7 protein-coding genes are annotated in these 10,332 nt (G+C 57.9%); 4 read left to right on the top strand and 3 right to left on the bottom strand.

All coding sequences use genetic code 11. The annotated features are described in order from the left end of the window. Both T424_RS21955 and T424_RS0103995 read right to left on the bottom strand, forming a co-directional pair. On the bottom strand, positions 1 to 209 hold a 209-nt coding region (locus tag T424_RS21955; RefSeq protein WP_027486572.1), incomplete at its 3' end, for a transposase family protein. A gap of 402 nt (positions 210 to 611) precedes the next feature. Continuing rightward, on the bottom strand, positions 612 to 2,516 hold the full coding sequence (locus T424_RS0103995; RefSeq protein WP_027486571.1) for a methyl-accepting chemotaxis protein: 1,905 nt from the start codon (positions 2,514 to 2,516) through the stop codon (positions 612 to 614). Positions 2,517 to 3,294: 778 nt separating this feature from the next. On the opposite strand from T424_RS0103995, the gene T424_RS0103990 reads away from it, so the two are divergent. From T424_RS0103990 to T424_RS20150, 4 genes are all read left to right on the top strand, one after another. Beyond that, positions 3,295 to 7,062, top strand: a complete 3,768-nt coding sequence (locus T424_RS0103990) for a vitamin B12-dependent ribonucleotide reductase (RefSeq protein WP_027486570.1) — start codon at positions 3,295 to 3,297, stop codon at positions 7,060 to 7,062. A gap of 201 nt (positions 7,063 to 7,263) precedes the next feature. Further along, positions 7,264 to 7,422, top strand: a complete 159-nt coding sequence (locus T424_RS0103980) for an entericidin domain-containing protein (protein ID WP_027486569.1) — start codon at positions 7,264 to 7,266, stop codon at positions 7,420 to 7,422. Positions 7,423 to 7,626: 204 nt separating this feature from the next. Continuing rightward, the gene (locus T424_RS0103975) at positions 7,627 to 7,812 is read left to right on the top strand and encodes a hypothetical protein (RefSeq protein ID WP_027486568.1); all 186 of its coding nucleotides are present in this window, start codon (positions 7,627 to 7,629) and stop codon (positions 7,810 to 7,812) included. A gap of 57 nt (positions 7,813 to 7,869) precedes the next feature. Beyond that, positions 7,870 to 8,643, top strand: coding sequence for a phosphodiester glycosidase family protein (locus T424_RS20150; protein WP_084268381.1), 774 nt, complete (start codon positions 7,870 to 7,872; stop codon positions 8,641 to 8,643). Here the strand turns inward: T424_RS20150 and T424_RS20145 are convergent. After that, positions 8,624 to 10,315 (bottom strand): O-linked N-acetylglucosamine transferase, SPINDLY family protein, encoded by a 1,692-nt coding sequence (locus tag T424_RS20145; protein WP_051558766.1) that lies wholly within the window; start codon positions 10,313 to 10,315, stop codon positions 8,624 to 8,626. The two genes, T424_RS20150 and T424_RS20145, sit on opposite strands and share 20 nt — an antisense overlap. Positions 10,316 to 10,332: the final 17 nt, after the last annotated feature.

Raw genomic sequence — 10,332 nt, 5'->3', positions numbered from 1 at the left:
ACATCATGGCTTGGGACGCCATAAGGCAGGGGTATGATCTCTTTTAAGAGCTTGCGCTTGGAAACGCCGAAATCAGCCATGTCCTGACACGTCTCTGCACCACACAGCACCGCCGCAAGCGCAATGAACAAAATACTGTTCAACGGATGGCGCACATTGGCAGCACGAGGATCAGGAACAGATCCAAACAAAGAGGCAAATCCTTTCATCAAACCCTCCGAATCAGTCGGAGGAAGATGAAGCGATTTGCCTCAATCATTCAATAGCTTGAAACCCATATGCGATTCCCCTGCCCTCAAGGGGGGAGATCGGCAAGATCAGGGCCCTGCCAGAATTCCTGAAAAACGCCGTAACGACACCTATTCATTGAAGAATGGCGCTTTGTCCGTATTGCAATCTCCCCCCTTGAGGGGGAGATGCCTGGCAAGGCAGAGGGGGGTAGGCCACCCGGCATTCCTCAGCGTCGTGTTACTCTGCCTTGGTTGACCGGACGCGCTCTACTGCATAATTCCTTAAGTCGGAATCGATTTAAGGTGAAAATTATGCAGCAGATTTAAAGTGTTACAGCGTCCTTTGTGCGTTTGATAAAACGCACGGCGCTGTAGCAGTCGTCATGCGGCAGAGCGATACTGTCCGGCACTGGCGCGGCCATCCAGCCGGAAGCGCTCGAGCTGGGCCAGAAGTTGTCTGGACTCGGTGGCCAGCACCTGGCTTGCGGCTGTTGTTTCTTCGACCATGGCAGCGTTTTGCTGGGTCATCTGGTCCATGTGATTGACGGAGGTGTTGATCTCGCCAAGCGCGGCAGATTGCTCCTGCGCGGCGCGCGCAATGCTGCTGACATGGCCGTTTACGCGATTTACAAGCTCCTCGATTTCCGTCAGCGCCTCGCCGGTGGAAAGAACGAGCGATACCCCGCCCTTAACTTCCTCGGCAGACGTGTTGATCAGGCCCTTGATTTCCTTGGCTGCGTTGGCAGAACGCTGCGCCAGTTCGCGAACTTCCTGCGCAACGACCGCAAAGCCGCGACCCGCTTCACCGGCGCGGGCTGCTTCCACGCCCGCATTGAGCGCGAGAAGGTTGGTCTGGAAGGCAATCTCGTCGATGACGCCGATAATCTGGCTGATCTTCTGCGAGGATTGCTCGATGCGCCCCATGGCGTCGATGGCGCTGCGAACGATATTGCCGGATCGCCCCGCACTCTGGCGTGTTTCCTCCACCATCTGGTTGGCTTCGTGAGCGCGTTCGGTGGAGGTGCGCACGGTGGTGGTGATTTCCTCAAGGGCGGCGGCGGTTTCTTCGAGTGCCGCTGCTTGCTGTTCCGTCCGGCGGGCCAGCTGATTTGCCGCTGAGCTGAGTTCACCGGAATTATCGGTGATGGTGCTGGAAGCAACCCTGATGCTTTGCATCGTGCCGCGCAGCGTGGCCATGGTCTGATTGACGTTTACCTGCAACTCGGCAAACGCACCCTGAAAATTGCCGCGCATATCCTGCGTCAGGTCGGCATCGGACAGGGCGGCAATGACGCGGCGGACTTCGGTAATGCCGAGATCGACGCTTTCCACCAGTTCGTTGACGGAGGTCGCAAAACGCTGGAGGTCGGCATCGTCATAGGCCTGCGTGATGCGGCGGGAAAAATCGCCCGCGGCGGCGGCTGCAACAATGCCGCTGATGGAGGATTGCAGGTCCTTGCTCTGGCGATTGAGTGCGGCTTCCTGCGCTTCCATTTCCTGCATTTGCGCGCGGTTTGCCCGGAAAATTTCGAGAGCGCGGGCCATTTCGCCGATTTCGTCCTTGCGATCCGTGCCGGGAATTGGCCGGTCAAGCTGGCCCTTGGCAATGCCGGTCATGTTTTCGGTCAGGCCACGAATGGGATTGACGATGCCACGGCGGGCAACGACCACACTGGCCAATACGCCCGCCACGATGCAGATGGCAGCCGTGACAACAAGGATGAGAATGGTGGAACTGGAGGTATCAAGCGCATCGCGGCGCGCCGCGCCCAGGGTTTCGGCGGAGTAGTTGCTGTAGACCTTCACAGCTGCCGTCACCGTCTGCTGGCTTTTCAGCGCCTTGTCCAGCTCTGCCTTCATGACGGCCACGTCGCGCCCGGCATCGGTGGAGGCCACCTTCACCATCTGGCGGATCTGATCGAAATAGGCGTTGAGGGTGGTGCGGATGTCGCCCAGATATTTCTGTTCGTTCTGGTCTGCCGTTGCGGCGATCTTCGGCAGGCGCTCCAGCATTTCCTTGGAACGCTTTTCCGTTTCAGCGGCAAAATCGGCGGCCTTTTCCGGCGCCAGCGCCAATTGATAGGTCATGCGGCTGATGGCGATGATATCGACGCGAAGATCCATGGCCTCACGGGCGACTTCTTCACGCGCGCCCGTATTTCTGAGTGATGTGCCAAGTGATGACAGCCCGACCGTTCCTGCCGTGGCAATGGCGGCCGCTGCGACCCCCATGAGAACGACCAGGAGGCTGATCTTTTTCAAAATGGAAAGATTGCTGATGTTCATGGTGAAACCCTACGAAAGTCGTGGGCCGTCTTGGCGCACGCAGCTTTCCCCAACGGGAACGTCATTTCCCGTCCATACCCCTATTTATTGCAGGGGGAAGTTAATAAGCCTTACCACATTTATGATTTGGCAAGAGTGCCGGAGGCGGAACGAGAGCTTGTGGTTCAGTCAGTGATTCTGGTTATGAAGCGCAAAATCTAGTAGCGCTGTGACGGGCGCGAGCTAGGGCGGCGCTTTGCTGTCTGCAAACTGGACAGTGGACAAGTGGCTTGACTATGAAAGATTAACCATGAGGGTTTTCCGCCAAGTCCATGAAATCTCACGCCAAGCCTCTTTCCCCGTTTTCCACAGATGCAAACCACAAGATATTGGGTTAATAATTTCGTCACAAACCACCCCTTGACGGCGGGGGGTGTATCACGGTTAATGAATTCCACGTTGTGGCGGCAACCGGACCGAAAGTAACGAGGCGGTTCTAAATCTGACATTCGCGCCCTTTCAAGGAAAGGCTGGCTGGACAGGCCCGCTTCGCCGACGGGGTTATCATGTCTTTTTCCCATGCTCGCAACAACGCTCAAGGCTGGAAAATGTCCACTGTGGAAACTATAATAATTCCACATATTGGGTATCGCGGTACGGCCAAACACCAGATATAGAGCGGACCATCATGATGACGGCCTCGCTCCATGAGAGCGAAGCACCGGCTGCACTGCCCTGACGGGCGGGCCGAACGATTTTCTTGCGCCTTTTTCCGGCGCAGCACACGAAGGATATGAAGATGCGCATTGAACGTCGTTTTACCAAGCAGGGACAATCCGCCTATGCGCAGATTGAATTCCGCAAGGCGGTCAGCGAAATCAAGAACCCGGATGGTTCCATTGTCTTCAGGCTGGCGGATATCGATGTCCCGGCCCAGTTCAGTCAGGTTGCCACCGATGTTCTGGCACAGAAATATTTCCGCAAGGCGGGTGTCCCGAAAATTCTGAAAAAGGTCGAGGAAAACGACGTTCCGTCTTTCCTGTGGCGTTCCGTGGCCGATGAGAAGGCCATGAAGGACCTGCCCGAGGAAGAACGCTACGGCTCGGAAACCGATGCGCGTCAGGTTTTCGACCGTTTGGCCGGAACCTGGGCCTATTGGGGCTGGAAGGGCAAGTATTTTTCGTCCGAGGAAGATGCGCTCGCCTTCCGGGATGAGCTGGCCTATATGCTGGCGACCCAGCGCGTTGCGCCCAACTCCCCGCAATGGTTCAACACCGGCCTGCACTGGGCCTATGGCATCGATGGTCCGGGGCAGGGGCATTTCTACATCGACCCCTTCACCGGCAAGCTGGTGAAGTCGAAGTCGGCTTACGAACATCCGCAGCCCCATGCCTGCTTCATCCAGTCTGTCGAGGACGATCTGGTCAATGAAGGCGGCATCATGGACCTGTGGGTGCGTGAGGCGCGCCTGTTCAAATACGGCTCCGGTACCGGCTCCAACTTCTCGCATCTGCGTGGCGAGGGTGAGAAGCTCTCCGGCGGTGGCCGTTCCTCCGGCCTGATGAGCTTCCTGAAGATCGGCGACCGCGCCGCTGGCGCCATCAAGTCCGGCGGCACCACCCGCCGCGCCGCCAAGATGGTGGTGGTTGACATCGATCATCCGGACATCGAGGCCTATATCGACTGGAAGGTGAAGGAAGAGCAGAAGGTCGCCGCCCTCGTTACCGGCTCCAAGATCGTTGCACGTCACTTGAAGGCCATCATGAAGGCCTGCGTCAATTGCTCGGCCGATAACGATGCCTGCTTCGACCCCGCCCAGAACCCGGCCCTGAAGCGCGAAATCCGCGCTGCCAAGAAGGATCAGGTTCCGGAAAACTACGTGAAGCGCGTCATCCAGTTCGCCAAGCAGGGTTACAAGGACCTTGAGTTCAAGACCTATGACACTGACTGGGATTCGGAAGCCTATCTGACCGTCTCCGGCCAGAACTCCAATAATTCGGTTTCGCTGAAGGACGATTTCCTGCGCGCCGTTGAAAATGACGGTGACTGGAACCTGACCGCACGCCGCGACGGCAAGGTGATGAAGACGCTGAAGGCGCGCGAACTGTGGGAAAAGATTTCCTACGCCGCCTGGGCTTCTGCCGATCCGGGCCTGCACTTCAACACCACCATGAATGATTGGCACACCTGCCCGGCGGCAGGCCCGATCCGCGCCTCCAATCCCTGCTCGGAATACATGTTCCTGGACGATACGGCCTGCAATCTGGCCTCGCTCAACCTGTTGCAGTTCAAGGATGCCGACACCAAGAAGATCAACATTGCCGATTACGAACATGCCGTGCGCCTGTGGACGGTGGTGCTGGAAATCTCGGTGATGATGGCGCAGTTCCCCTCGCGCCAGATTGCCGAACTCTCCTACGAATACCGCACGCTGGGCCTCGGCTACGCCAATATCGGCGGCTTGCTGATGTCCTCCGGCATTCCTTACGACTCGTCGGAAGGCCGCGCCATCTGCGGTGCGCTCACGGCGATCATGACGGGCGTTTCCTATGCAACCTCTGCGGAAATCGCCTCCGAACTCGGTCCGTTCCCGGGCTATGCGCCGAACCGCGAAAACATGCTGCGCGTCATCCGCAACCATCGCCGCGCCGCCCATGGCGAAGCGCGGGGCTATGAAGGCCTGTCTGTCGATCCGGTTCCGCTGGTGCATGGCGATTGCACCGATGCGGCGCTGATTTCCCATGCCAAGGCGGCCTGGGACAAAGCGCTGGAGCTTGGCGAAAAGCATGGCTACCGCAATGCGCAGGTTTCGGTCATCGCGCCGACCGGTACGATCGGCCTTGTCATGGATTGCGACACCACGGGCATCGAGCCGGATTTCGCGCTGGTGAAGTTCAAGAAGCTGGCCGGTGGCGGCTACTTCAAGATCATCAACGGCGCCGTGCCGGAAGCCCTGCGCACGCTGGGCTACAGCGAAAGCCAGATTGCCGAGATCGAGGCCTATGCCGTTGGCCATGGCAATCTCAATCAGGCGCCTGGCGTCAACCCGTCCACGCTGAAGGCCAAGGGCTTTACCGATGAGAAGATCGAGGCCGTCAACGGCGCCCTGAAGAGCGCTTTCGACATCAAGTTCGTCTTTAACCAGTGGACGCTGGGCGCTGATTTTCTTAAGGAAAGTCTTGGCGTTTCCGACGAACAGCTCTCCGACATGAGCTTCAATCTGCTGGAGCATATGGGCTTTGCCAAAAAGGACATCGAAGCCGCCAATATCCATGTTTGCGGTGCGATGACGCTGGAGGGCGCGCCCTTCCTCAAGAAGGAGCATCTGCCGGTTTTCGATTGCGCCAACCCTTGCGGCAAGATCGGCAAGCGTTACCTTTCCGTGGAAAGCCATATCCGCATGATGGCGGCTGCCCAGCCCTTCATCTCGGGTGCAATTTCCAAGACGATCAACATGCCGAACGAGGCGACCGTCGAGGATTGCGGCGCAGCCTATATGCTGTCCTGGAAGCTGGCGCTGAAGGCCAATGCCCTTTACCGCGATGGCTCCAAGCTCAGCCAGCCGCTCAATGCCTCGCTCATCGAGGATGAGGACGAGGAGGACATGGTCGAGGAACTGCTGGCCCAGCCCGCAGCCGCCCAGGCCGTGACGGTGACGGAAAAGATCATCGAGCGCGTGGTGGAGCGCGTTATCCGCAGTCAGGAAAAGCTGCCGACCCGCCGCAAGGGCTATACCCAGAAGGCCAAGATCGGTGGTCACACCATCTTCCTGCGCACCGGCGAATATGACGATGGCCGTCTTGGTGAAATCTTCCTTGATATGAACAAGGAAGGCTCGGCACTGCGTGCTTTCATCAACAACTTCGCGATTTCCGTGTCGCTCGGCCTGCAATATGGCGTGCCGCTGGAAGAATATGTGGATGCCTTCACCTTCACCAAGTTCGAACCGGCAGGCATGGTGACAGGCAATGACGCCATCAAGAACGCCACGTCGATCCTCGACTACGTGTTCCGCGAACTGGCAATTTCCTATCTCGGCCGCCATGATCTGGCGCATGTCGATACGTCGGACTTCTCCAACACGGCCCTTGGCCGTGGCATGAAGGAAGGCAAGGCCGATGTCGTGTCCAAGGGCCTGACGCGCGGCTATAAGCCGACGCTGGTTTCCTCCGCCGCTTCCGGCACGGGAGAGCCTCGGGGTGCGGCCACGGCCGTGCCGGCCAAGGCCAGCAGCGTCACCGCCTTTGCCGGTAACGCTGCCCGCAAGCTGGACGTAACCACGGCCATATCCACCTCGGAAGTCGTGTCGTTCAAGCGCGACTATGAGGAACGGGCTACAGAACTTGCGGAAGAGATCGCCGATGAAGGCCTCTTCACCGACGAAGCCGCAGATGCGGCGGAAGCGGCCAAGGCAGAAGCCAAGAAAATGGAAAACCAGCGCCGTATGCGCTCCATCGCTCAGGGCTATACCGGCAATATGTGCTCGGAATGCCAGAACTTCACCATGGTTCGCAACGGCACCTGCGAGAAATGCGACACCTGCGGCGCAACGAGCGGGTGCTCCTGAGCTTCGCAAAATAGCTGAAGAAAGTGGATCCGAAGGTCATCTTCGGGTCCATTTTTGTTTTGGCCGTTTTTTCGAAGGGCTGCAAAATCAAGGCCAGCAATCTCACAGAAGATGGATCCGGCATTGAACTTTTTCGCGGCTACAGCGTTGTTCCATCCGCAAAGCAAAGCACAAAATGTGCGTGAAAAGAGGATTGGGAATATGAACTCCAGAACAATTGCAGTCACCGCCGCTCTTCTCCTGACCGTCACGGCCCTGTCATCCTGTGGCAATACCATTCGTGGAATGGGCAAGGATGCCGCAAACACCGTCAATGCAACGCAGGATGCGGGCAATCGCGTTGAAAAGGCTGCCAAGTAAAAGGCAGGGAGATCCGTAAGGATTGTCCATCCGAAATTGCCGAAAGCACCTCACGGTGCTTCGGCTTGGGATCAAATTGATCCATGCCTCTGCAAGGAAATATGATTTCATTTCGTCAGCATGGCGTTTTAAAGTCTGCATCAAGAATCGCCCCGGTGTCCGGTCGGATGCGATCGTAAAAAGTGGTGGAAGCCGGACGACGTGATGAGCACATCCTCTTTTGTGGGAGAGAAGGAGACCGAAATGTCGCTCGATATTGTTGCGAAGCTCAGTGCAGCCTATATTTTTGTCATTCTCGCATCTGCCGCAGCCCATACGCTCTGGCAAACCGCTCCGTCTTCTTTCGCCGAGATGCATATGGCAAGCAGGCAGACAGTGGCGCTCCAGTAATCATCAGGATAAACCTGCCGCATGGCGTTGGCCCAAAAGAAATCGTGGCAGGGCACGATGAAATCTGTTCTTTCGCGTGTCTTCCTGTCCACGGTGTTTCTTCACGTTTTAAGGGCCGCGTCCCCCGCGCAACCGGTCGCTACCTACCCATCCGATGATTGCCGTATCGAGCTGTGGCAGAATGCCCGATACACGATTTGCACGGTCGATCCTGCCCACGAAACCATCCGCATCTACAATCGCAGCCCGGAAGGCAAGCCGTTTGGCAGTTTCGATGCATTGCGTCGAGCACTGTGGGATGAACACGCGATTTTACGTCTGGCCTTCAACGGCGGCATGTATGAAGAGGATCTTTCGCCCGTGGGGCTGCATGTCGAATATGGCAGGACCCGAAAGCCGATCAATCTCGCTGATGGCTGGGGCAATTTTTACATGAAACCGAATGGTGTGTTTTACATTGCAGGCGCAAAGGCCGGTGTGATGGCAAGCGAAGCCTTCGCAAAGGCCGGGATGGAGGTGGATTTTGCCACGCAATCCGGCCCGATGCTTGTCACGAATGGCAAGATTCATCCTCGCTTTCTGCCTGATAGCGACAGCCGGAAGATCCGCAATGGCGTGGGCGTGGATCGTAACGGCAAGGTTGTTTTCGTCATCAGCGAGGAACCGGTCCGTTTTTACGATCTTGCCAGCCTTTACCGCGATCGGCTCGATACGCCGGATGCGCTTTTTCTCGATGGCAGCATATCCAGCATGGCCTATCCCGCTGCGGGCAGGATGGATAAGGCATTTCCGCTGGGAACCATCATCGCGGTCATCGCACCGCGTCCCTGATGACCGGCAGGGCAGGAACATCGAAAGGGGCAGGCGGAAGGCCTGATTTTTTCCGCTCGACCATCATTTCAAAAGCCATTTCCAGATGGCGGGTAAATCTTGCCGTGTCGAACAGGGGCGTTGTCAGCCGGTTTGATTGAATGGTGGCTTTGAGCGCGGCAAGACGTGCCCTGTCATGGGCAAGGTCTATGGCAAGCCTTTCGTAAGCCTCCGGCGTTTCGGCAACCAGTTCCGGCACATCCAGCGCTTTCAGCAGGCTTTCCGATACACGGGAGGCAAAATTGCGCCCCTTGCGCGCCACAACCGGGAGTCCCGCCCACAGCGCATCCGAGGTGGTGGTGTGGCCGTTATAGGGATAGCTGTCGAGGGCAATGTCAGCCGCCTGAAGCCGGGCGATATGCTCTGCATAGCCGGCGCGTCCGGTAAAGATGATCCGCGCCGGATCGACGCCATGCCGGGCCAGAAAATCCGTGATGTTGCGTCTTGGGGTATCGCCTTTGCACATCATCCAAAGCACGCCGTCCGGCACGGCCAGCAAGATGCGCGCCCATGCCCGCAAGGTGGGGGCATTGAGTTTTCGCAGGCCGTTGAAGGATGCGAAGATGATAGCGTCATCCGGCAGGCCCAGTTCCGGTCTGCTCAAGGCGGGCGGCAGCGGACGGGTGAAGGCATCATTGCATTGATAGCATTCAGGCAGACGGCAAATGGTTTCGTGGTAGAACGGCGCCACCCCATCCGGCAGCACCACCGGATCGCCGATCATGTAATCGCAATCAATGCCATAGCTGCTGCCCGGAAAACCAAGCCATGCCACCTGGATCGGCGCAAGCCCGCTATTGATAAGGTCAACCCGCACATCTTTGGTGTGACCTTTCAGGTCCACGAGAATGTCGATGTTCCGGTTGCGGATTTCATGCGCCGCTGCCTCATCCGAAAGGTGATGAATTGGAACAAGGTGCGGATAATTCTGACGAAACCCCTGATCGGTGGCGGCCACATCCGGATCGGTGTGGCAAAACAGCGTGACATCGAAGCGGGAGGCATCGTGCGCGGCCAGCACACCGCGAAACAGCAGCATTGTGGGGTGCTGGTCCGAAACATCGTTGCTGAGATAGCCAATGCGAATGCGCGGGCCGAAGCCGTGCGGCATTTCCCGGCGGTTGCGGCGGCTTTCGGGCGTAAAGGCTCTGCCTGTGGGAAGGCGTCTCACCATTGCGTTCAGCCGCTCGTCGTCGCACCACATCAGATGTTCGTGCGGATCGTCGATGATAAAGGCGTCTGGCTTGCCAGCCAGCATGTCCTTTCGCAGCGCGGCATCCCTGGCCTCGCATTCTTCAAGGGCCACCTGTTCGCGTAACACGCGCCGCATCGTTGCCAATCCCTCGACATCGAGAGCACGAAGCGCTTCGGCTCGCCGCAGCAGGTCAAGGGCGGCATCGTTCTGATGCAATTTGAAACGTAGGCGGCCAGCCATCACCAGCAATAGTGGCGCCTCCCTGGGATGAAGCGCGGCGGCCTGCTCGTAAAAACGGGCCGCGTCCGCGTCGCGCTTCAGCTTGGCGCTTGCCTGAGCTGCAATCAGAATAACTCCGGGAGCAATGCCGGGCTGCCTCAAAAGCGGTGCTGCCAGTCTGAGGCACTCTTCCAAGGCCCCGGCACGGTAAGCGGTCACTATCTTTTGCAATGCAT

Source organism: Allorhizobium undicola ORS 992 = ATCC 700741 (assembly GCF_000621665.1).
Taxonomy (GTDB): domain Bacteria; phylum Pseudomonadota; class Alphaproteobacteria; order Rhizobiales; family Rhizobiaceae; genus Allorhizobium; species Allorhizobium undicola.
This window is presented reverse-complemented; position numbering and strand designations above follow the sequence as displayed.

Coding starts and splice junctions, on each gene's coding strand:
- T424_RS0103980 (WP_027486569.1), top strand. CDS start 7,264: ATGAACTCCAGAACAATTGCAGTCACCGCCGCTCTTCTCCTGACCGTC.
- T424_RS20150 (WP_084268381.1), top strand. CDS start 7,870: ATGAAATCTGTTCTTTCGCGTGTCTTCCTGTCCACGGTGTTTCTTCAC.
- T424_RS0103990 (WP_027486570.1), top strand. CDS start 3,295: ATGCGCATTGAACGTCGTTTTACCAAGCAGGGACAATCCGCCTATGCG.
- T424_RS0103975 (WP_027486568.1), top strand. CDS start 7,627: ATGAGCACATCCTCTTTTGTGGGAGAGAAGGAGACCGAAATGTCGCTC.
- T424_RS0103995 (WP_027486571.1), bottom strand. CDS start 2,516: ATGAACATCAGCAATCTTTCCATTTTGAAAAAGATCAGCCTCCTGGTC.